The organism is Streptomyces sp. NPDC001515 (genome assembly GCF_053597115.1).
On the sequence record NZ_JBSFHN010000036.1, the window covers coordinates 68,976 to 89,203 of the forward strand.

At 70.0% G+C, this 20,228-nt stretch carries 20 protein-coding genes, 1 tRNA gene and 1 CRISPR repeat array; of the genes, 4 read left to right on the plus strand and 17 right to left on the minus strand.

The genetic code is table 11. From position 1 onward, the window contains the following. Nucleotides 1–3 precede the first annotated feature (3 nt). The 9 genes from ACWCXC_RS30475 to ACWCXC_RS30515 all read right to left on the minus strand — a co-directional run bounded on the left by ACWCXC_RS30475 (nucleotide 4) and on the right by ACWCXC_RS30515 (nucleotide 5,741). Nucleotides 4–864: a hypothetical protein gene (locus tag ACWCXC_RS30475; RefSeq protein WP_450891126.1), complete on the minus strand. Its 861-nt coding sequence runs from the start codon at nucleotides 862–864 to the stop codon at nucleotides 4–6. Between the two features lie 71 nt (nucleotides 865–935). Then, on the minus strand, nucleotides 936–1,802 hold the full coding sequence (locus tag ACWCXC_RS30480) for an RNA polymerase sigma factor SigF (protein WP_450681768.1): 867 nt from the start codon (nucleotides 1,800–1,802) through the stop codon (nucleotides 936–938). 234 nt (nucleotides 1,803–2,036) lie between these two features. Continuing rightward, on the minus strand, nucleotides 2,037–2,876 hold the full coding sequence (locus ACWCXC_RS30485; protein ID WP_450681769.1) for an RNA polymerase sigma factor SigF: 840 nt from the start codon (nucleotides 2,874–2,876) through the stop codon (nucleotides 2,037–2,039). Between the two features lie 191 nt (nucleotides 2,877–3,067). Next, complete coding sequence (locus ACWCXC_RS30490) at nucleotides 3,068–3,361, minus strand: Dabb family protein (protein WP_450681770.1); 294 nt, start codon at nucleotides 3,359–3,361, stop codon at nucleotides 3,068–3,070. 10 nt (nucleotides 3,362–3,371) lie between these two features. Further along, a complete protein-coding gene (locus tag ACWCXC_RS30495) occupies nucleotides 3,372–3,536 on the minus strand; it encodes a hypothetical protein (protein WP_383631896.1) in 165 nt (54 codons plus the stop codon). A 400-nt stretch (nucleotides 3,537–3,936) separates the two neighbouring features. Beyond that, a tRNA-Ser gene (locus ACWCXC_RS30500) sits at nucleotides 3,937–4,024 on the minus strand. A gap of 100 nt (nucleotides 4,025–4,124) precedes the next feature. Beyond that, on the minus strand, nucleotides 4,125–4,628 hold the full coding sequence (tadA, locus tag ACWCXC_RS30505; protein ID WP_450891127.1) for a tRNA adenosine(34) deaminase TadA: 504 nt from the start codon (nucleotides 4,626–4,628) through the stop codon (nucleotides 4,125–4,127). 38 nt (nucleotides 4,629–4,666) lie between these two features. After that, nucleotides 4,667–5,212, minus strand: a complete 546-nt coding sequence (locus ACWCXC_RS30510; protein ID WP_450681772.1) for a tRNA adenosine deaminase-associated protein — start codon at nucleotides 5,210–5,212, stop codon at nucleotides 4,667–4,669. A gap of 256 nt (nucleotides 5,213–5,468) precedes the next feature. Continuing rightward, the gene (locus ACWCXC_RS30515) at nucleotides 5,469–5,741 is read right to left on the minus strand and encodes a hypothetical protein (protein WP_450681773.1); all 273 of its coding nucleotides are present in this window, start codon (nucleotides 5,739–5,741) and stop codon (nucleotides 5,469–5,471) included. A 102-nt stretch (nucleotides 5,742–5,843) separates the two neighbouring features. Here ACWCXC_RS30515 and upp point away from each other — a divergent pair, with 102 nt between their 5' ends. After that, nucleotides 5,844–6,479 carry a uracil phosphoribosyltransferase gene (gene upp / locus ACWCXC_RS30520; RefSeq protein ID WP_383631907.1) on the plus strand — a complete coding sequence of 212 codons (636 nt, stop codon included), beginning with the start codon at nucleotides 5,844–5,846 and terminating at the stop codon, nucleotides 6,477–6,479. 196 nt (nucleotides 6,480–6,675) lie between these two features. On the opposite strand, the gene ACWCXC_RS30525 is transcribed toward upp, so the two are convergent. The 6 genes from ACWCXC_RS30525 to ACWCXC_RS30550 form a co-directional block, all read right to left on the minus strand. After that, nucleotides 6,676–7,272, minus strand: a complete 597-nt coding sequence (locus ACWCXC_RS30525) for a LytR C-terminal domain-containing protein (RefSeq protein WP_450891137.1) — start codon at nucleotides 7,270–7,272, stop codon at nucleotides 6,676–6,678. Nucleotides 7,273–7,415: 143 nt separating this feature from the next. Beyond that, the gene (locus ACWCXC_RS30530; RefSeq protein ID WP_018101777.1) at nucleotides 7,416–7,712 is read right to left on the minus strand and encodes a type II toxin-antitoxin system VapB family antitoxin; all 297 of its coding nucleotides are present in this window, start codon (nucleotides 7,710–7,712) and stop codon (nucleotides 7,416–7,418) included. A 173-nt stretch (nucleotides 7,713–7,885) separates the two neighbouring features. Then, nucleotides 7,886–8,506: an HhH-GPD-type base excision DNA repair protein gene (locus ACWCXC_RS30535; RefSeq protein WP_450891128.1), complete on the minus strand. Its 621-nt coding sequence runs from the start codon at nucleotides 8,504–8,506 to the stop codon at nucleotides 7,886–7,888. Nucleotides 8,507–8,823: 317 nt separating this feature from the next. Then, nucleotides 8,824–10,869 carry a TerD family protein gene (locus ACWCXC_RS30540; protein WP_450891129.1) on the minus strand — a complete coding sequence of 682 codons (2,046 nt, stop codon included), beginning with the start codon at nucleotides 10,867–10,869 and terminating at the stop codon, nucleotides 8,824–8,826. Between the two features lie 1,162 nt (nucleotides 10,870–12,031). Next, nucleotides 12,032–13,645: direct repeats of the CRISPR family, unit length 29 nt; unit sequence GGGACCACCCCCGCGTGCGCGGGGACCAC. Nucleotides 13,646–14,323: 678 nt separating this feature from the next. Beyond that, nucleotides 14,324–15,166 carry an SLATT domain-containing protein gene (locus tag ACWCXC_RS30545; RefSeq protein ID WP_450891130.1) on the minus strand — a complete coding sequence of 281 codons (843 nt, stop codon included), beginning with the start codon at nucleotides 15,164–15,166 and terminating at the stop codon, nucleotides 14,324–14,326. Between the two features lie 310 nt (nucleotides 15,167–15,476). Beyond that, nucleotides 15,477–16,577 carry an MrcB family domain-containing protein gene (locus ACWCXC_RS30550; RefSeq protein ID WP_450891131.1) on the minus strand — a complete coding sequence of 367 codons (1,101 nt, stop codon included), beginning with the start codon at nucleotides 16,575–16,577 and terminating at the stop codon, nucleotides 15,477–15,479. A 303-nt stretch (nucleotides 16,578–16,880) separates the two neighbouring features. On the opposite strand from ACWCXC_RS30550, the gene ACWCXC_RS30555 reads away from it, so the two are divergent. Both ACWCXC_RS30555 and ACWCXC_RS30560 read left to right on the plus strand, forming a co-directional pair. Then, nucleotides 16,881–17,324 carry a GntR family transcriptional regulator gene (locus ACWCXC_RS30555; RefSeq protein WP_450891132.1) on the plus strand — a complete coding sequence of 148 codons (444 nt, stop codon included), beginning with the start codon at nucleotides 16,881–16,883 and terminating at the stop codon, nucleotides 17,322–17,324. Between the two features lie 11 nt (nucleotides 17,325–17,335). Further along, a complete protein-coding gene (locus ACWCXC_RS30560; protein ID WP_450891138.1) occupies nucleotides 17,336–17,905 on the plus strand; it encodes an HD domain-containing protein in 570 nt (189 codons plus the stop codon). Here the strand turns inward: ACWCXC_RS30560 and ACWCXC_RS30565 are convergent. Both ACWCXC_RS30565 and ACWCXC_RS30570 read right to left on the minus strand, forming a co-directional pair. Continuing rightward, on the minus strand, nucleotides 17,893–18,366 hold the full coding sequence (locus tag ACWCXC_RS30565) for an NUDIX hydrolase (RefSeq protein ID WP_450891133.1): 474 nt from the start codon (nucleotides 18,364–18,366) through the stop codon (nucleotides 17,893–17,895). The genes ACWCXC_RS30560 and ACWCXC_RS30565 overlap by 13 nt on opposite strands. Then, nucleotides 18,363–19,133 (minus strand): XRE family transcriptional regulator, encoded by a 771-nt coding sequence (locus ACWCXC_RS30570; RefSeq protein WP_450891134.1) that lies wholly within the window; start codon nucleotides 19,131–19,133, stop codon nucleotides 18,363–18,365. Before ACWCXC_RS30570 ends, ACWCXC_RS30565 begins: the two co-directional genes overlap by 4 nt. A gap of 661 nt (nucleotides 19,134–19,794) precedes the next feature. Here ACWCXC_RS30570 and ACWCXC_RS30575 point away from each other — a divergent pair. Next, entirely contained in the window at nucleotides 19,795–20,061 is a 267-nt protein-coding gene (locus ACWCXC_RS30575) for a DUF6284 family protein (RefSeq protein ID WP_450891135.1), read from the plus strand. Nucleotides 20,062–20,228 lie beyond the last annotated feature (167 nt).

A 20,228-nucleotide genomic window follows, 5' to 3' on the forward strand; every position in this document is an offset into this window, starting at 1 on the left:
CCGTCACGTCCAGTCGGCGGTCACGTCCCGGGTCTCGATCCGCATACCCAGGGGCACCCGCCAGGCGTCCACGCAGACCGTGTACGTCTCTTTACGCGCCGCTCCCGCGCCGATCGGTGCGGGGAGCGGCGCCGTCGATTCCCGGGTCGCCCAGTCGATGCCCAGCCCGCCGACGATGTGCGTGGCGAAGGTGACGGTGCCCGAGCGGACCGCCGTGCCGCCCCTGTTGCGGAACTCGACGGTGACCTTCTCGCACCAGCGCTCCCCGGCGGCGGCCCGCACCGGCTCCCCGACCTCCAACGCGGCGGGTCCGGGCGCGGACGGCGAGGAACCACCGTCCCCACCGCCACCATCGCCGCCAGTGGAACCGCCGCCACCACCCGAACCACCCGAATCCCCGGAACCGCCGCCCGAGGGGCCGGTGCCGCCAACGGAGCCGCTCCCGGATCCTCCTGTCCCGGACGCCCCGGACGCCCCGGACGCCCCGCCCGCCCCCGACGCGCCTCCGCCCGGACCACCGGGCCCGCCGGACCGCGCGGAACCCCCTCCGGGCCCGCCCGCGCCCCCGGAGGCGGCCGTGCCGCCGTCCGCCCGCCCCGTACCGCCGGCGCTCCCCGAGGGGTCCGGGCCCCCGCCGTCCGCGCGCTCGCCGTCCAGTGGGATCAGCGTGATCCTGCCCGAGGGCGCACCCGCGCCCGGGGACGGCTTTCCGCCGCCCGCTCCGGCCGCGCCGACCGCCGCGTAGCCGTCGCCGCCCTTCCCGTCACCGCAGGCCGTCAGGGTGCCGCCCAGGCACAGCACGGCCGCCGAGGCGACGAGCGCGGTGCCCCGGCGGCCGGACGGACCGAATATCTGACGTCGCATCAGCCCAGTGTGTCTGACGGGCCGTCAATGAGAAACCCCCCGCCCCTCGCGGGCGGCCGGACGGACGCCGGTCAGTCGGCGATCAGCCCTTCCCTGAGCTGGGCGAGGGTGCGGGTGAGCAGTCGGGAGACGTGCATCTGGGAGATGCCGACCTCCTCGCCGATCTGCGACTGGGTCATGTTGGCGAAGAAGCGGAGCATGATGATCTGCCGCTCCCGGGCGGGGAGCTTGGCGAGCAGCGGCTTGAGGGACTCGCGGTACTCGACGCCCTCCAGCGCCGCGTCCTCGTACCCCAGCCGGTCCGCGAGCGAGCCCTCGCCGCCGTCGTCCTCCGGGGAGGGCGAGTCGAGCGAGGAGGCGGTGTAGGCGTTGCCGACGGCGAGGCCGTCGACGACCTCCTCCTCGGAGACGCCGAGCGCCTTGGCCAGCTCCGGCACGGTCGGCGAGCGGTCGAGCTTCTGGGACAGCTCGTCGCTGGTCTTGGTGAGGGCGAGCCGCAGCTCCTGGAGCCGGCGCGGCACCCGCACCGACCAGGAGGTGTCGCGGAAGAACCGCTTGATCTCACCGACGACGGTGGGCATCGCGAACGTCGGGAACTCCACGCCGCGTTCGCAGTCGAACCGGTCGATCGCCTTGATCAGGCCGATGGTGCCGACCTGGACGATGTCCTCCATCGGCTCGTTGCGGCTGCGGAACCGGGCGGCGGCGTAGCGCACCAGGGGCAGGTTGAGCTCGATGAGCGTGTCCCGCACATAGGCGCGCTCCGGGCTGTCCACGCCGTCGGGCCCCGGGGCGGGCCCCAGCGCGGCCAGCCGCAGGAACAGCGAGCGGGACAGCGTACGGGTGTCGATGGCTTCCGACGAGCTGGTGAGCGCAACGGGTGCGGGTGCGCTCTTGGTGAGCGTGAGCACCTTCGAGCTGCCCTGTTCTGCGGACATGCCACCCCCTTGAGGTCGCGGACGGTCGCGGTGGCCGCGACCATCGGAGGAACGCTGCCTCCACCTGAATACCGGAGGGGAGGCTGCGGCAAACGCGGTTCCCGCAGAATGTCACATGTCGGCAACACGCTGTAGTGACATGTCGACAAGTCAAGGGGGAGTCTGCGCAGTTAACAAGGGGTGTGCGGCGTTTCGGACCGCCTGCGGGCTCCAGGAACGGTCTACCCGTTCTAGCTACGCCTCGATCCTGTTTGCGGAGCGGAGTCGGGCAAAACTTCGGGCCAGAAGTCTTGACACATGCATCTGGGAGACTCCGAGTTCGGCACTGATCTGGGACTGCGTCAGATTGCTGTAGTAGCGCAGCAGCAGGATCCGCTGCTCGCGTTCGGGCAGCTGTACGAGGAGGTGGCGGACCAGATCGCGGTGCTCGACGCCGGCGAGTGCGGGGTCCTCGTAGCCGAGCCGGTCGAGGAGTCCGGGCAGTCCGTCGCCTTCCTGGGCGGCTTCGAGGGAGGTCGCGTGGTACGAGCGTCCGGCCTCGATGCAGGCGAGCACCTCGTCCTCGGAGATCTTCAGCCGCTCGGCGATCTCGGCCGTGGTGGGGGAGCGGCCGTGAGCGGTCGTCAGGTCCTCGGTGGCGCCGGTGACCTGGACCCACAGCTCGTGCAGCCGGCGCGGCACGTGGACGGTGCGCACGTTGTCGCGGAAGTAGCGCTTGATCTCACCGACGACGGTGGGCATCGCGAAGGTGGGGAACTGGACGCCGCGTTCGGGGTCGAAGCGGTCGATGGCGTTGATCAGGCCGATGGTCCCGACCTGGACGACGTCCTCCATCGGCTCGTTGCGGCTGCGGAACCGGGCCGCCGCGTACCGCACCAGCGGCAGGTTGGCCTCGATCAGGGCGGCCCGCACCCGCCCGTGCTCCGCGCTGCCCGGCTCCAGCCCCTGGAGCCGGCCGAACAGGACCTGGGTGAGGGCCCGGGTGTCGGCCCCCCGGCTGCGGGCGGGGGTGGTGGCGCCCTCGGGCGTCTGGGCGCTCTGGGGAGGCACTTGAGGCGCTGTACTGGCCGGCACGGTGACGCCACCCCTCTGCGGTCGACTCAGTGGTCAACATCGGTCAACTCATCCGTCAAAAGCGGTCATAGCATCACAAGACAGGTCCACTATGTGCAAGCACCCCATAGCGCCGTGTTGACCGCACAACGGTTTAAACACAAAGAAAAGCCCCTCACCGCTGTGGTGGGGGGCTCGCAGGGCCGATGGCGTCAGAACGGGTAGTCGGCGATCACCCAGGTGGCGAACTCGCGCCACTGACCGGCGGCGGCCTGGTGGTCCGGATGCTCCAGGTAGCTCTTGAGCGCGGCCTCGTCCGCGACGGCGGAGTTGATGGCGAAGTCGTACGCGATCGGCCGGTCGGTGATGTTCCAGGCGCACTCCCAGAACTCCAGCCCCGGCACCTTGTCCCCCAGCTCCGCGAAGGCCCGCGCGGCCGCCACGACCCGGGGCTCGTCCCGCTCGACGCCCTCGTTCAGCTTGAACAGCACCAGGTGGCGGATCATCGGGGGGCTCCTACTTCACCAGCTCGGACATGAAGTCGCCGACGCCCTGAGCGGCGTTGGAAACGCCTTCGAACCCTACCTGGACCAGGTCCGCGGCCCGTTCGGGGGAGTTGATGATCGTGTACAGCACGAAGACGACGATCGCGTAGAGGGCTATCTTCTTGACTTCCACCATCAGCCCCTGACTCCCCTTCGATCCCCTGTGCAGTCGGGCGGAGTCTATCCGTACACCTGACCGGATCCACCGGGGTTGTTTCGATCACTCACCCGGTCTTTAGGGACCATCGGCCCCCGCATCGGGGCCCTTCGTCGCCCCCCGTGCCCGGCTCCGCGCGCCAGGATGGACAACGAGCCCGGCGGACCTGGCAGGAATCCGCAGGGCGAGGAACAGGCCCCACTGTGGGGTGTCCGTCCCGGCCTCCCCCGACCGCGACGGACGCCGGCGGACCTGTTCTCATCGGGGGGAGCGGCTTGTCCCCCCGATGCCGCTCCCCCCGACCTGACCCCCGCGGGTCGATTCCCGTACGCAAGAACGCGAAGGGCCCGGTCCTGATGGACCGGGCCCTTCGCGTTGCTGGCGGTAGCGGAGGGATTTGAACCCTCGGTGAGTTTCCCCACACTCGCTTTCGAGGCGAGCTCCTTCGGCCGCTCGGACACGCTACCGAGAGAGAGCTTAGACCATCTCGGCCGTCCGCCGAAATCCGATTCCCCGGGCGGCTGCCGTGCGGCCGCCGGAAGGCCCCCGTCGCCCGGGGAACGCAGGTCAGCGGTGGCGGAAGAAGGAGGTCAGCCGGGCCGCGCAGTCGGCCTCCAGGACGCCGTGGATCACCTCGGGGCGGTGGTTGAGCCGGCGGTCGCGTACGAGGTCCCAGAGCGAGCCGGCCGCTCCGGCCTTCTCGTCCCGGGCGCCGTAGACGACCCGGCCCACCCGGGCCTGCACCAGGGCGCCCGCGCACATCGTGCAGGGCTCCAGGGTCACGACCAGGGTGCAGCCGGACAGCCGCCACGCGCCGAGCGCCGCAGCGGCCCGGCGCAGCGCCAGCACCTCGGCGTGGGCGGTGGGGTCGCCCGTCGCCTCGCGTTCGTTGTGGCCCGTGGCGAGCACGCCGCCGTCCGGGCCCAGGACGAGGGCGCCGACCGGCACGTCGCCGGCCGCCGCGGCACGGTCGGCCTCGTCCAGGGCACGGCGCATGGCAGCCCGCCACGGATCCCGTACGGGATCGTGGACGGACGGGTCCGACGGGCGGGGGTGGGATGCATCGGTCACCCGCGGACCCTAACGCCTGACCAGGCGTCCCTCACGGGTCAGCGGACGGTCTCCAGGACCTCGGCGGCGCCCAGCGCCTCCGCGATCTCCGCCAGCGCGTCCGACCGCAGCGCCAGCAGGTCCGCCTCCGCGAGACCGAGGTCCGCCAGGATCCCGGTGTCGCCGAGCGGACCCGTCGGCACGGCGTCGTCGTCCGGCTCGTCGTCGGTGGTGTCGTTGTCGGGGGTGTCGGGTTCGCCGTCCTCCGTGCCGTCGAGTCCGACGAGCTCTTCGAGGGCGGCAATCGAGTCCTCGGCCCCGGGTTCGCGGCCGAGCAGTTCATCGGTGAGCAGGATCTCCCCGTACGAGGAGCGGGCGGCGGCGGACGCGTCCGAGATGTAGATACGGGGGTCCTCCTCACCGTCCACCCGGACGACGCCGAACCAGGCGTCCTCCTGCTCGATGAACACGAGCACCGTGTCCTCGTCCACCGAGGCATCATGGGCCAGATCCGTCAGATCGGACAGGGTTTCCACATCGTCGAGCTCCGTGTCGCTCGCTTCCCACCCGTCTTCGGTGCGCGCGAGCAGTGCGGCGAAGTACACCGTGACTCTCCCACTGGTCTCAGGGTCGCTCGTCCGGATCGCGCCGGGTCCGCCGGAGCTGTGATCCGGCCCGCTCCGGACGAAGGGCCCTAGGTGTGTCGGTCCGACGGGGGGCAGTCGGTGGTCCGGCTGCCCTGCGTCCCGCCCATCGGAATCGTGGCAGAAACCACGGCCTCGCGAGAGCAGTTCCGCCGTTGCGTCGGCCACCAGTTCTCCCCGGGGCCCTCACCAGGCCGTTTCCGGCCGATCACCACGGCTACCAGCGAAAGGTCCTCATCCGCATGGCCTGACGCATCCTGGCGGCCTTGACCCGGCGCGGCTGGACCCGGTCGCGGAGCGCCTTGGCCTCGTGGAGCTCGCGGAGGAACTGGGCGCGCCGCCGACGGCGCTGCGCGTCGCTCTCCGGCGCGTCCCCGGAGCCCTGCGGGCCCGGCTCGTCCTCCGCCTCCGGCGCGTCCCGGACCTCCCGCGGACCGGGCGCGTCGGGCCTCGTCCGCCCGCCCCGCTTCCGCCTCGCCCCGTCCGGCATCCGCACATCACCCCCAGGCTGGGTCCGTATGTCCTCACCTTCCCCCCGAACGTACGGTTGATGCCAGCGCACGGGTACGGGAGGCGCGGTTACTGTGGGGTCATGCGGATCCACGTCGTCGACCACCCGCTGGTCGCGCACAAACTCACCACCCTGCGCGACAAGCGCACCGATTCCCCGACCTTCCGGCGCCTCGCCGACGAGCTGGTGACCCTGCTCGCGTACGAGGCGACCCGCGATGTGCGCACCGAGCAGGTCGACATCGAGACCCCGGTGACACCCACCACCGGAGTGAAGCTGTCGCACCCCCGCCCCCTGGTCGTCCCGATCCTGCGGGCCGGTCTCGGCATGCTCGACGGCATGGTCCGGCTGCTGCCGACCGCCGAGGTGGGCTTCCTGGGCATGATCCGCGACGAGGAGACGCTCAAGGCGTCCACGTACGCGACCCGGATGCCCGAGGACCTCTCCGGCCGACAGGTGTACGTCCTGGACCCGATGCTCGCCACCGGCGGCACGCTCGTCGCGGCGATCCAGGAGCTGATCAGGCGCGGCGCCGACGACGTCACGGCGGTCGTCCTCCTCGCGGCGCCCGAGGGCGTCGAGGTGATGGAGCGCGAGCTGGCCGGGACGCCGGTCACCGTGGTCACGGCCTCGGTCGACGAGCGGCTGAACGAGAACGGCTACATCGTGCCGGGCCTCGGCGACGCGGGTGACCGCATGTACGGAACGGTCGACTAGGACGAGGGCCGGCCGGGGCCAGGGCCGACCAGGACCAGGGCTGGTCGGGGCCACGGCCGGCCAGGACCAAGACCGGGCGGAGCTACCGCTGGTCAGGTCCGCGGCCGACCGGGACGACGGCCGGCCGGGACGAACTCGCACGGGCCCTCCCGCGCGCCGGACGGCTGCGCGGGAGGGCCCGTGGGCGTCTGTCTGTTCAGCAGCCGGACGGCGCCGGGGCGGGCTTCGTCAGGGCGGTCAGCGCGGAAGCCGCCGCCTGGGGCGTGTTGAACGCCTTGAACGCAGTCCCGATGATCAGGTCGACGTCGGCCGTCTTCCGGGCGTCGGTCTTGGTCTGGGCCCCAGGCAGCTGCGTGCCGAGCACCGGGAAGGTGCCGTTGGCGGCGGCCGGCGCGCCCAGCAGGATGCCGGTCCCGGGGACCTTCTTGTCGTACGCGGCGGCGGCGTTGCCGACCTTGCCGATGGTGAAGCCGCGCTTCTTCAGCTCGTCGGCGGCGGCCTTGGCCAGCCCGCTGCGCGGGGTCGCGTTGTAGACGTTGACGGTGATCTTCGCGGGCTTCGGGAGGATCTTCGCGGGCGCGGACGGCTTGGGCGAGGGGCAGTCGGTCGTGCGGTCGGCGGCGCTGGCCTGCTTGTCGCCGCCCGTGAAGACGTCGATGAGCTGCAGCGAGCCCCAGCCGACCAGCCCGAGGGCGAGCACGGAGGCGGCGGCCGCGACGATCAGCCTGCTGCGACGGCGGGGGCGCCGCATGCGGGGATACGTGTCACCCGTGATGCGGTACTTTCCGCCCATGCCGGGGGGAGTGAGCATGCTCATGGGCGCAGCGTAGTGCGACCCGGTGATGATGCCTATTTAATGATGGGCCGCTCGCACCCTTCCGAGTGCGAAAGCACCCGAACGAACCCCGTGCGGGTCGAACACACCGGCGCGGGGTCTCAGCCGAGTTCGAGCACGCGGGCGTGGAGCACCTGGCGCTGCTGGAGCGCGGCGCGGACCGCCCGGTGCAGCCCGTCCTCCAGATAGAGATCGCCCTGCCACTTCACGACGTGCGCGAAGAGGTCGCCGTAGAACGTCGAGTCCTCGGCGAGCAGCGTTTCGAGGTCCAGCTGGCCCTTGGTGGTCACGAGCTGGTCGAGGCGGACCGGGCGCGGCGCGACATCCGCCCACTGCCGGGTGCTTTCCCGGCCGTGGTCGGGATAAGGCTTCCCATTTCCGATGCGCTTGAAGATCACACGGAAAGCCTACCGGCCGGGACCCCCCGGGCGCAGCCATGGAGGGTGACTGCGCGCCCGCCCCGGACGCGGTACAGAAGCCGCAAACGCATGCATGACGGAATTGGCACCCTCAGAACCCCGCACGACCTCCCGACCCGGTCTCCGCGGCCGGGCCGGCCCCGGGGGAGCGCTCAGCGTCCCTTCGCGGCGGCCTTGGCGGCCTTCGCGGCCCGCTTGGCCTCCTGCTTGAAGGCGCGGACCTCCGTGAGGGACTCGGGCCCGGTGATGTCGGCGACCGAGCGGCGGGCGCCCTCCTCACCGTACGGTCCGGCCGCCTCGCGCCAGCCGGGCGGCCGGACGCCGAACTGCTTGCCCAGCAGCGCCAGGAAGATCTGCGCCTTCTGGGTGCCGAAACCGGGCAGGGCGTTGAGGCGTTTGCGCAGGTCGGCCCCGCTGGTGGCGCCCGTCCAGACGGCCTCGGCCACCCCGTCGTACTGCGCCACGAGGTACTGGCACAGCTGCTGCACCCGTTTGGCCATCGAGCCCGGATAGCGGTGCAGGGCGGGCTTGGCGGTGAAGAGCTCGACGAACGCCTCGGGGTCGTACGTCGCGATCTCGTGCGCGTCCAGATCGTCCCCGCCCATCCGCTGCGCCAGCGCGTGCGGCCCGGCGAACGCCCACTCCATCGGCACCTGCTGGTCCAGCAGCATGCCCACGAGGGCGGCCAGCGGACTGCGTGCGAGGAGTGCGTCCGCCTCCGGCTCCTGGGCGATCCGGAGCGTGATGTCTCGGCCCTGCTTGCTGTCGGTCATGGACCAGATGATTGCGAGCCGGAGGTGCGGCGGCCAGTGAAATCACCGCTGATGCGGTGGTTTGCAGCCGTTTGCCCGGCATGGGCGCGCGCCGGGTCCCGCGTGTCCGTACGCCTCACCCTTCACCGCCCTCCTGTACCCCCCTCGTCATCTCCCCCTTGTCGACGGCCCGAATGACGAACATCGCAGGAACCGGCGGCGTCCAAGAAACCGGCGGGGTCCAAGAACCAGCGGCGCCCAAGGAACCCGGCGGCGTCCAAGAAGCCCCGGCGGCGTACGAGAACCGCCGGTGTCCGGGAACGGCGCGGCAGGCGCGATCAGCGGCCGCTCCGCGGCAGATGGGCCACGACATGGGAGTGGAACCGCCCGACGGCGTCGTCGACGCTGCGGATGAACCCGGATTCGGCGTTGCCGCGCGAGGCGCCCATCCCCTTGAAGAGGGAGAGCCGGAAGCCGGTGATGGGGCCGCCGTCCCGGGGAAGCAGGTCGCCCGGCTCCGGGCGGAGCTTCTCCAGGGTGCCCCGGGGCCCGCCGGGGCCGTCGAGGAGGGTCTCGACGTGGAGATCGGCGGGCGCCTCGGCCAACTGGCGGAGCAGCCGCTTGGCCGTGACGAGGGGGTAGGCCCCGTCCGGCGGGGGGATCTCCATGGAGGTGCGGAGCTTTCCGGTGCGCAGGTCGGCGACGACGTGGGTGATGCCAGGCGACCCCTCGACGCGCAGCTCCGCGGTGAGCCGCCCCTCCTCGCAGAGCCGGTCGGCGAGTGCCGCCCGCCGCGACTGGGGGGTGGTGCCGCGCCTGGCCCGCTGGACGGGGAGCGCCTTCTCGCCCAGTTCGCCGCCGAGCCGCAGGCAGACCTGGCGGATCAGCCGCTCCCAGTTCTCGACCACCTCGACCGCGCGCTCGTCGCCCTGGCAGAGGGTCTCGGCGTCGATGCCGTTGCGGACGGGCACCCAGGAGGGCCCCATGTTCTGGAACCCGTGGCAGCCGGAGTTCTCGTGCTGGAGGTAGTGCAGCAACTCCTGGAGCAGCCACGCGTGGGCCGCGTTGCCGACGCCCTCGTGCCGGATCAGCATGTGCGCCTGGTGGGTCACCTCGGCCCACGACAGGTGCCGCAACGCGACCTTGTGCTTGCGCCGGCCGTCGATCTTGACGTCCACGAGGGGGCTGCCTTCGAGGGCGACGTCGTTGGACAGGGTGATCACGGCTTCGTACCCGCGCCGCGCCGCGATGTCCATGTAGTTCTGCACCTGCTCGGAACGGAGGGCGTTGCCGTTGGTCTTCGTCTCGACCAGCGCGGTCCAGAGCTTCCCCGCCCGCTCGACCCGGATGACGCCGTCGGGCCGCTTCGGCGTCTCCCCGTGCGGGAGCGACACCTCCGTGAACGTCTGCATCCGCCCGGCCGGCGCCCCGAACCCGGCGGTCAGCCGCCGCCCGAACTCCGGCACCTGCGCCATGACCGACAACAGCACCGACGTGGCCCGCACCTCCCGCTCCTTGTCGCTCTTGAGCGACGGCGCGGGAAAGAGCCGCGCCCCGTGCCAGGAGTCGTTCTCGGCCAGGGACTTCGTGACGACGGCCGGAAGCGTCACCTTCTTCTTCGCGGTACGCGGCCCTCGCACCCGCTTGGTCGGGGCGGGGGCGGGGGCTGACGTGGTGGACGGCCCGGTGACGGGGGCGACGGGCGAGGGCTGCGGGGAAGCCACCGGGGCGACGGGTACGGGGAGGACCGACTCGACACGGGGCGAGGGCAGACCGACACCAGCACTCTCTCCCTCCCCACCCTCCCCCTCCCCTTGCCCTTCCCCTTCCCCTTCCCCTTCGTCGTCGACATCGATGCCGAAGTCGGTGGCGAGGCCGGCCAGCCCGGTGGCGTATCCCTGTCCGATGGCGCGGTACTTCCACTCGGCGCCGCGCCGGTACAACTCGCCGAACAGAAACGCACTCTCCTCCCCGGCTTCGGGAATGGAGAACCCGAGCAGCAGCTCCCCGGTGCGGTCGGCGACGGTCATACGGAGATCGTCCAACTCCCCGAAGTGCGCACCGCCGTAGCGGCTGGCGGCGACGACGAGACGGTCGACGTCGTCCGGAACGGCGGGCAGATCAAGGCTGATCCGGTCCTCGCTGCCACTGGCGGTGGGCGTCTTGCCCAGGAGCTGCACGCTGCCGTCGGCGGCGGCCGGATTGTTGTAGAAGAAGAAGTCGGCGTCCGAACGGACCTTGCCGTCCGCATCGAGCAACAGCACCGACACATCGGCGTCTCCGTCCCCCGCCGAGCTGCTCCAGCTCAGACTCGCGACGACCGCCCCGGCATCGTCACTCAGCTCCGCCAGCCCGACATTGGCACCCTTGGTCAACTCCCGCATCGCGATCCCCCCGGATACGCGGCCGCATCCGGGCACCCCCTGGCAGCGGCAGCATCCTGCCCCGTGACACAGCGCCACCCGCTGCACACGAGAAGCACGGTAGCGGCCGGGTGAACCCCGCGTGAAGGAATCATGGATTCCGGCTGTTTCGAGGCTGAGGGGAGGCGTGACGGGCCGTCTGCGCCCGGGTCGGCGTCCTTGTGCGCCCCACGCCGGCAGGAGCGACGGACACGACCGCGTACGACGCCCGACGACGCCCCGACCAACAGGCCGGAAGGGGGAGCGGAAGGGCCCGCGGGACCGGGTTCTACAGGGCCCTGTCTCAGGGGCGTAGGCTTCGCCACCCTTCGCTACCCCCCGCCGCACTTTCCCGCCACCCGCATACTGCGCTGACCTGCGAAAACGCCGACGACCCCGTCGGATCCGCTGGCCGCCGCCAGCCCGCGCAAGACCTCCGCGCCACCCCTCTGACCTGCGGAAACGTGGTTGAGGAGCGTCTGGGGCGGGTTGGGCGGTTGTAGCATCGCAGTGCGTTGTTTTCGAGACTCCCGCGCGAACCACGAAGGCCCGACTCCGGCGTCCACCGGAGCCAGGCCTCGCGCGCGGGGCCGTGTGAGCCCGGCCGACTACGACACGGCCGGGCTCACTTATGCCCGTCCACACCGGCCGGGGGTCACGTCACCGATTCAGTGCGTGAACCGCTCGACACACCCCGCGATGGCAGTGACCGCACCGAGGGCCACGACCGCCAACTCGACCCAGTCCCTCCGTCGACGTCGGCGCCGTGTCCTTCCCTTGGGTCGCCCCATCCTTCCGGCTCCTGTCTCTCATCACTCCCGCCCGGGCCGAACCACCGACCCGGCCGGACCCCGACCCAAGGCGAGCGGGGCGCCAGGGCGAGACAGAGCCGAACTCCTGGCAACTTACAGCGCACACCGAACCCGACGGCCCGACCCCGACCAATCGCCACGGTTCGCCATGCCTAGCCACATAAAGAGCCACCGACTCCCCTCCAGCCCCAACCCCCACTCGCCCCTCCCGCCCAACGCCCCCGCCCCGAACACCCGCACAACCCCTCCACCACCCACTCCCGACCACGCCAGCCGACGCCACCAGAGCCGCGAGGGCCCCGACCGTCTGGGGCCAGAAGATGCGGGGGCGGGGGACCACCCCCGCATGCGCGGGGACCACCTCGCCGGGCGACAACGCCGCGGCCCGGAGACGGGACCACCCCCGCGTGCGCGGGGACCACACGCGTGCGCGGGGACCACACCATGGAGCACTGGGAGCGGCTGGGCGAGGCGGGACCACCCCCGCGTGCGCGGGGGACCACAACAGCCTGCGGGCGGCGGCCGTGATGCTGTCGGGACCACCCCCGCATGTGCGGGGACCACGACCAGGGCTTCGACGTCACGGAGATGACCGCGGGACCACCCCCGCATGCGCGGGGACCACTTGGTCAGGTTCCGTCGGGCGGCTAGGACCCGGGGACCACAGAGCGAGGGACGGCCGGTCCGGGACGGTGATGGGACCACCCCCGCATGCGCGGGGACCACCCGACGCCAAGCGGATCTGCGGCTGGTGCCCCGGGACCACCCCCGCATGCGCGGGGACCACTCACGCTGGACCTCCCAGGCGCTCGACAGTGTGGGACCACCCCCGCATGTGCGGGGACCACCAGCACCGCGTGCCCCGGCTCGATGTGCGCCAGGGACCACCCCCGCATGCGCGGAGACCACATGACGGCCGCGAGGAACGCCAGCAGGGCGAGGGGACCACCCCCGCATGCGCGGGGACCACGAGACCCGGGCGGCTTACGCGCCGGTCACTCGGGGACCACCCCCGCATGCGCGGGGACCACCTTGGTCGGGTGGGAGGAGGGGCGCACCGGCGGGGACCACCCCCGCATGCGCGGGGACCACGGCGGTGGCGTAGAGGGCGGGGCCGGGCTGCGGGGACCACCCCCGCATGCGCGGGGACCACATCAGCAACCGAGGCCTGAACACCGGCACCCAGGGACCACCCCCGCATGCGCGGGGACCACTCTTCGTGGCCCGCCATGTAGCTGTGGAGACCGGGACCACCACCGCGTGCGCGGGGACCACTCACGGTGGCGTACACGGCTCGTGGCTGTGTAGGGACCACCCCCGCGTGCGCGGGGACCACCACGAAGCCCTGCCGGGTCGCGACGTCCCACGGGGACCACCCCCGCGTGCGCGGGGACCACTTCCCATCCACCCATCAGCGGCCTGCGCCGCAGGGACCACCCCCGCGTGCGCGGGGACCACGTCCGGGTGTACCAGGACCGCCGAGTCATCGCGGGACCACCCCCGCGTGCGCGGGGACCACCCGCACTGCCCGCGACCTCGGTAGTGCGGGTAGGGACCACCCCCGCGTGCGCGGGGACCACCGTTCAACCACGCTGGCGCGGCAGCCCTGCGGGGGACCACCCCCGCGTGCGCGGGGACCACGACCGGGGTCGAGCAGGTCGAGCGACTTTCAGGGGACCACCCCCGCGTGCGCGGGGACCACCCCAGCACGGCCGCGCCCACTGCCTCCCTCTGGGGACCACCCCCGCGTGCGCGGGGACCACCTCGTCGACGTGATCGAGCTGTGGTGGCTCGCGGGACCACCCCCGCGTGCGCGGGGACCACGCCGTGCCGCATCAGCGGACGGCGCGGATCTGGGGACCACCCCCGCGTGCGCGGGGACCACGCGAGGCGGCCGGCCAGGCGTCGGGCTTCGTCGGGACCACCCCCGCGTGCGCGGGGACCACAGGAGCTGACCAGCGGCGTTATCCCGCCGGGCGGCGGTTTTTACCTACTTTGCCAAATACCGGCATATCGCCCATCTGTTGACTACTAGCGCATTCAGTCCGATACCGCGGTGCTCTGGATCTCAACCCGGGTGACAACGCCCCCTATGATCCCTCACTCGGCCCCGAGCGTCGCGAAGCGGTGGCCCGCACCACTTGGCCACGCTCGTACCGTGTAGCCGCAACTGCGAACAGCCGACAGCTCTTTCGCTATGACGACGTTTCGCTTTCCGTCTGCTGGGCCGACCGTCGCGGACGGCTCTTGGCGGAGCCGGCCCCGACGTGTGCGGGGGCTGCGCGGCGAGGTTGTCGGCGTAGCGTGCCGTGTCGACTTCGCTCGTCACGGAGGCAGGGGCTCGATGGCGCTGTACGACGATCAGCGCGACGGAGGCCAAGGGCAATACGTCGAAGGGCCCCGCAGCAAGCTGCGGGGCCCTTCGACGTATTGCCCGGTGAGAGCAATGGCGGAGGATACGAGATTCGAACTCGTGAGGGGTTGCCCCCAACACGCTTTCCAACTGTGCGCATGACTGTATGGCGCCGTTCATGGGCGTTCGCGCTGCTGGTCGGATGGTGTGCGTGTACGACGGTGAACCGTGACGTCCATCAGCGAACTGGACAATGATCAGGACAACGACGTCAGCCCTCGGGCGTCTCTGTCGGCTGGTCGAGTTGCTGTTGGCGCTTGCGCTGGTCGTTCTTGAGGGTCTCCACGCGTTCTGTGAACTCCAGCAGAGCCGCTGCGTCGTCTGTGCTGCCCTTGTACCGGCCCACCTTCAGGTTGACGGCGTCGTACTCCTCCTCGATGGCGTCGGCAGTCTGCTGGAGGTAGAAGCTGCGCTCGCGGAACTTGAAGTAGCCGGTGAAGCCGGCCGCGAGGCCAACTGAGAAGCTAGTGCCAACGGTGATCCACTTGTAGGGCGCCGGAGTTTCCGCGAGGCTCGCGGCCGTCGACGTCGCCAGCGAGCCTATGATGATGACGCTTTGGAAGAGGTTGTGAACCCGCCTGTAGCGAAGTCCGTCGGAGCGGTACTGCTCGACGGCCCCTGGCACGGTCTCTCGGTATATGTGGCGGCGGGTCTCTGTTGGTAGGTTGGTAGATACGGCGGAAAAGCGCCTTCGCTCTATGGCCAACTCGAGGTCGATCTTCTTCGTCGCCGCGTACCCCGACGCCCAAGTGTCCAAAAGGACCACATGTATGCCGACATGCTCGGTGCTCTTCTCGCGGACGATCATGCACAGGACCAAGAGAGCGACGAGAAGCGGGATGCACGCCAGGTTGACGCGGGCAAGGTCGATGCGGCCCCATGTCGCGATGTTCCCAATGAAGAGGAGCAACAGCATTGCGGGTGCGGAGGAGTAGGTCGAAACCAATAAGAGCCTCTTAAGGCGGGCTTTACGGATGTCATGTCGAAGATCGAGGATCTCCCTGTCATGACCGAGAAGTCTCTCGATCGCCCTTTCAGATGTTGGCTGTGTCATGGCCCCCCCACTACGACTCCGCTTTGATCGCGTGAACCGATCATAGGAGCGCTTGAGTTGTGAAGGCGCATCTTGGAAGATCGGGCTGGTCGCTCCGATGCAGTTCATGGCGGGCAGTGTCGTCGTGTCGGGCGCGGTGGACACCATCGGGCGTACTGCGGAAGCTGGCGAGCTAGCCCGGTTCGTCGTCCGGTACGGGGTGCAGAAGGGCGTAGCAACGCTCGGTGGCGCATCCCACTTGTTGCAGCGAGCCCCGCTCACCCACCTGGGCGAGAACGTTCACCACCACAGGAACGCTTCCGCTTCCATCTCACAGACCCGTTCGGTGGATGTAGGAGATGACGGTCAGAGTCTCCTCCTCGATGGTCCATGGCGAGGTGCAGTTAAGGACTCCACCGCTCGCCGTCACAGGTTCGACGGATCGATCCAGTTCGATGGAGTGGACGATTACCAGGGCATTGTCCGGCGCGAACCTGCGCTGCCATTCGACTTCGGCCCGCGTCAGGATGATCTGGCTACCATCCGACGTTGTCCCCTTCACCTCTACGTGAAGCTTCTCGTCTCCCCGTGTCAGGTGCAGGTCGTACGGCTTGTGGGCGCCGACGTCCTTCACGGTCCATCCCTGGGCTTTGAAGTGCTCCGTGGCGAGCAGGACACTGCGGTCCTCGATGGCCTTGCGCTCAAGGGCGGTCAAGAGGAACCCTTGACCGCCCTTGCGGGCGCTTCTGCGATTCGCTGCTGCCGCCGCGCTCTGTGTTGCTTCTCGGACTTCTACCGGCAGATCGCCGGGAATGTGGGCTGTGTCGTCCGCCGCCTTGTACAAGGGGCCCAGGAGTCGTGCCATGAAGAGCAGATCCTGGCTAAGGGCGTCCGAGTTGGGGATGGCATCGCGTCGGTACTCGATGGCCAGGACGGTCCCGGGTTCGTAGCCTTTGCCAAGTTTCGTCCGGGCGTTGAGACAGATCTCCGTCAGCAAGTCAGTGCGCTCGCTGGCAACGTGCTCGATGAGCGGGCGGGCCCAATCGATCCGCTTCTTAAGAGCGACGGGCTCACGGGGCTTAAGCTCGCCAGCGATCCACTCGGTTGTGCCTTGCATGAGCGAGAGGTAGACGCGTTGCCCGTCGCCGCTGAACAGATAAACGATGTACCAGCCGTCGGTCGCACTCGGAGTCCTGCTCTTCGAGTAGACGCGGGTCCACGCGACTTCAGACCTCTGGCCGGCCCCGTCCTTGCCCTCGACCCCGACGTCGTCGAGGGGTACTCCCAGGGCCACGGCGAGAGCCTCGGCATGCTGGCGCAGCCAGTCGCGGATCTCAGTACGGACGACGACGCCCCGGCGCTGCATCTCCTTGGTGTTCTTCGCCTGCCACACCTTTTGGAGGTCGAGCACCTCGCTCAAGAGTTCATTCACTCCCGAACAGTAGCTACGCGCACTGACATCGGGCTGCGAAAGCCGATCTCAGACGGGGGTAGTAGCCCCGGCTGGGCGGGCGCGCGTGCGTGCGGCGTAGCGCGCTGCCGATCGGCGACAGGCGGCCACACCCGCTCCCACCTGCGTCTTTCCTGGCTCACGGACGCCGCGCGTGCGTCTTGGCCCGCACATGGCCCATGAAGCCCGGAAATGGCCCACACGGCGTCCCCCCGACCGGCCCGCCCGGTCTCACGCTGCCACGTGCGACCCTGGCAACAGTCATCGCTTCTGGAAGGAGGTGCCGTGCCGGAGGCAAGCCCGCGCGGAACCTATCTGCTCATCGCCGATGTGCTGCGAAAGCACATCGAGAAGGCGCCGGACGGAGATGCGCTCCCGTCCGAGGCCGCTCTCATGCGGACGCACGACGTCTCCCGCAACACGATCCGGCGCGCTCTCAAGACGCTGGAGGCCGAGAAGCTCGTCACCTCCGTCCCCGGCGCTGGCTGGCGCGTGTCCAGTAAGCCCATCAGGCCGCTCATCGACCGCATGACCGATCTGATCGCGGACGAGGCGCTGGCGGTAGGCGACGCCTACCCGTCGGAGTCGAAGTTGTGCGAGCGCTTCGGCGCCTCCCGTACGGCAGTCCGGCACGCCCTCGCTCAGATGGAGGGAACCGGCCTGCTCGCAACCGTGCACGGCAAGGGCCGCACCGTGCGCGCCCTCCCGACCAACAAGGAGAAGACCTAGCCTTGGCATCCATGGGGCTGACCGACTGGGCGTACTCGCTCTCCGAATCGATGTTGTCCGAACCGCTTCCGCGCCGCTGGGCCCACTCCCTCGGAGTCGCCAAGCGAGCCCGAACCCTGAGCCCGATTCTCGGCTGCGATGCCGAACTTCTGGAGGCCGCCGCCGTCCTGCACGACGTCGGTTACTCCCCCTCCATTGCCACCACCGGCTTCCACCCGCTCGACGGCGCCCGGTTCCTCCGTGACCAGGAGAGTGCCGACGAGCGGGTCGTGCGGCTCGTGGCCCATCACTCCTGCGCGCTCCTGGAGGCCGAGGAGCGGGGGCTTCGGCATGAGCTGGAGACCGAGTTCGAGCTGGAGCGGCCGGAGCTCGTGGACGCGCTCATCGTCTCGGACATGACGACCACCCCGGACGGCGAGCACACCACGCTGGCGGCCCGGCTGGACGAGATCGTGCAGCGGTACGGGCCGGACACGATCGTGGGCCGTTTCATCCAGCGGGCGGCACCGGAGATCTACGCCGCGAACGAGCGCGTAGAGCTCCGGATGGCTGCCGCCGCCGCAGACGCTCAGCCGAGATAGGGCTGCCGCCGGCGCTCGTCCAAGCCGTGCGCGATACGGAGCCGCATGGACGGGTGAATGTCCAGGTCGTCGAGGTCCGCCGGGTCCACCCAGCGGACCTCCTTCGATTCGCTGCTGGTCCGCAGAGCACCCCCGACAGGGTGCGCCCGGAAGCAGATGGAGAACTGCTGCCGTACCTCGCCGTCGTCGTAGGCGAGGACGTGCTCCGGGTCGGTGTAGAGCCCGACGATGTTGTCGACCTCGACGCGAATCCCGGTTTCCTCCTCCACCTCGCGTACGGCCGTATCGCCGATCCGCTCGCCGATGTCGTGTCCGCCGCCGGGAAGTGCCCACAGGTCGTTGTCCGTCTTGTGGATCAGCAGAAGGTGCCCGTGGTCGTTGCGAACCACGACCGTCACGGAAGGAACCACCGAGTTGGCCTTGGGCGCCTTGGGGTCGCGGAAGTAGTCGGTCCGACTCATGCGTCCGATCCTCGCAGGTCGGTGGGCGAAGAGATGGGTCGGGCGCTCTCCCAGACGCGTTCGACGCTCTCCGCGTACGCGTCGAACAGCTCCCCTCCGGGGACGCGCTGGATGTGCAGGACCGGCGCCATGTAGGCGCCTACGCCGTACAGGTGCCCGTTCGCCAGCATCACGTCATCGGCACGATAGATCGAGTTGTAGAGCGTGGTGGAGTGCAACCGGAACTCCACCCCCGGAAGCCCGAACAGCGGCGCGTAGTTCACCAGCGCATTGCGAATCTTGCTCGCCATCGCACCGCCGATGCCCTCGTCCTCGCCGCGCACGGCGACTGCGGCCGAGTCAGGGTCGCCGAGCATGAACCGGATGCGTAGGCCATCGGCCGACTTCTCCTTCACCACTTGGTGGAACGCAGCGTCCTCGGTGAGCCAGAAGCCCGAGTAGACCAGCACGTCGAAGTGCCGCGTCGCGCCAGCGTAGAGCTGAGGCCACAGCCGATTCGGCACGACAGAGCGGTGCGGGTAGAGCTGGACCAACTCGGCGCTGCCTGCCTCAGTCACCTCCGCCGACGTCCTCGCCTCCGGCCAGAGGTAGGACACCTCCCGCCCGAGAAGGGATGACGTCGCGTACTTGTACCGGCGGTATGGCTGCCGCTTGGGCTCGTTGACCCAGCGCTCCACGGTCTTCGCCGACACACCCAGTCGCTCCGCGACCTGATCCAGCGTCATCCCGCTCTCGACGATCGCGCCGCGCAAGCGCTCATTGGCCATGCCGTGCACTCCCCCTGAGGGACGACTTGGGACGACTTCACCGTAGCCGAAACGTCCTGAAGTTGTGTCAGCGTGAAGTTCACCGTCGTGCCTGATCAGGCCACGCTTTAAGTGCCTCAGCGGGGCGTACCCGCGAAGTCGAAGAAATCGAAGGACTTGACTCCGCGAACCATCCGCCCCATCCTAAGGAACAAGTACTACATGTACCTCACGCCCGGAGGGCTCCGCATTAGGCGGGTCGGCTCGATGGAAGCGACAGGTGCTTGAGAACTGAACAGCGTGATCCACCGCAGTAAGACGGCCGTGACCGTTCCGGCCGAGGCGAGTGGAGACCAGTCGGCCGAGAAAGGGCCCCCGTCACACCGGGGCCCGACACCCCAGACGGGGGACACGCCACCGACTCGAAAGAACTGCGCGGCACACCTTGAAGCCGCCCCCTCAGACGTCCGGGACTTCGGATCTCCCCGGATCGAGCGGCGCCGCGCGAACACGAGAACCGAATCCTCAGCCCCGGCATTCACGCCGCGAGGGCGCCCGACCGAATCGGGCCCGGGGCACTGCCACCCGCCCAGGTGGCCTCCACCCAAACGGCCAGCACCCCCGGAGTCGCCACTCCGGGGGTGCCCTTTCGGGCCGTCCCACCGCAAGGAGAAAACGACCCATGCAGACCATCGGAGCACTTCAGAGCACCGTTACGGCGGCGTCGCTCGACTTCGAGCCGACCGCCGCCGAGCTGGACGCGATCGAGCACGAGATGCCGCTGATCCTGGCGGAGGTCGACCTGCTGGACGCGCAGATCATGGTCCTGGACCGGCCGGCCAGTGAGCTGGACATTCGGCGTATCCGCCGGGCCCGCCGGCGGGTCCTGGCGGCCCGCCGGGACCTGAGCAACCGCACCGACGTGGTGCAGCCGGTCGGTGCGGCGTGAGCGCCCGCGCCTATCCCCTCAACCCCGCGCCCGAGGACGACGCCCGGTTCACCCGGGGGCTGTCCATCGACGTGGCGGACGTGCTCGTTCGGCACGGCTACCCCGAGCCCACCGGCCTGGACTGGGTGGAGTTGCAGCTCGCCCTCTTCCGGTTCCTGTACGGGAAG